1 protein-coding gene and 1 pseudogene are annotated in these 1,111 nt (G+C 39.5%); both read right to left on the minus strand.

What is annotated here, in order from left to right:
• Positions 1-715, minus strand: a pseudogene (locus CXF78_RS01400) (M13 family metallopeptidase N-terminal domain-containing protein); the annotation flags it as partial.
• Between the two features lie 169 nt (positions 716-884).
• A partial coding sequence (locus CXF78_RS21355; RefSeq protein ID WP_180957018.1) for a hypothetical protein occupies positions 885-1,111 on the minus strand: 227 nt, incomplete at its 5' end.

Consider the following 1,111-nt stretch of genomic DNA (forward strand, 5'->3'; position numbering starts at 1 on the left):
CCAAAATAGTTTGGGCACGTTTTGCACCGTCGTTTATACCAGCAAAGGCGAGCATTTTAGCGATATGGTCGACATACGCTTTACGGATGTTAACGAAACGCTCGCTGTCTTCGAGGTAATACGAGCGATCGGGCAGACCTAAACCACCAGCACCAATAGTCATTTCATATTGATCTGGATCTAGGCGATTAAACCACATACCACCCCAAATAGGTGATGATGCACCAGTAAGCCATGCTTCACCGAATACTTTGGTTAAATCTTGTGTTGAGCTAATCGCAGCAATTTGATCTAAGGTGCCTTTAATTGGCGTGATACCCAACTTATTAATGGTGTCGGTATCCATATAGGCATGATAAAAATCAGCAATTAATTGTTCTTCGGCAGTTAAGTCGCTGCGGCTGGCAATATCGTCGATAATGGCTTTCACTTGATTTTCACTGCGCTCAGCTAAAGCATTAAATGCGCCATAACGAGTTTTGTCGGCAGGCATGACAAAGTTGTCGTACCAAGTGCCACTTGAATACATAAAAAAGTCATCACCAGGCTTAACGGCTTCATTACGTGCAGCTAAATCCACCCCAAAAGTACCTAACTCTGCTTTAGCGGGGGCTGGTGAGGTCACGGTTGCAAGTTTAGTGTTATTTGTATCAGATACGCCGCAACCACTTAATAGTGCTGTGGTTAATCCAATCGCAATTAAGGATTTATTCATTGTTATCGTGTTCCTTGGTCTATTTTTACAGAATTATTTGCCTAGCCATATTGAAAGACTGACAAAAAATGTCAATGTTCGAATTGTTAGCAAATTTAACCAATGCTGAGTTAAGCAATGAAATGAGCTGCAGAATATGCGCTGGTTTGATTTTATTTAGATGTATTGTTTATTTGAGAGGCACAGATAAGGGCAGTTGATTATCATCAGCATAATTAACCAAAACGTGGAATAAAAGTGAGTTTGGCTTTGTAATATTAACGCTGCCAGTGTTTAAGCAACCTAACCATTTTTGTTTGTTACTTTTCTTGTTTCTTTCTTCTTTATTTATCTTTCTCTTATACTCATCTCCTTTCCCACTTTTCTTTCTTTTTTCTCTTTTTCCTTCTTCTTCTT

Source organism: Shewanella sp. 11B5, from assembly GCF_002836795.1.
Lineage (GTDB): Bacteria > Pseudomonadota > Gammaproteobacteria > Enterobacterales > Shewanellaceae > Shewanella > Shewanella frigidimarina.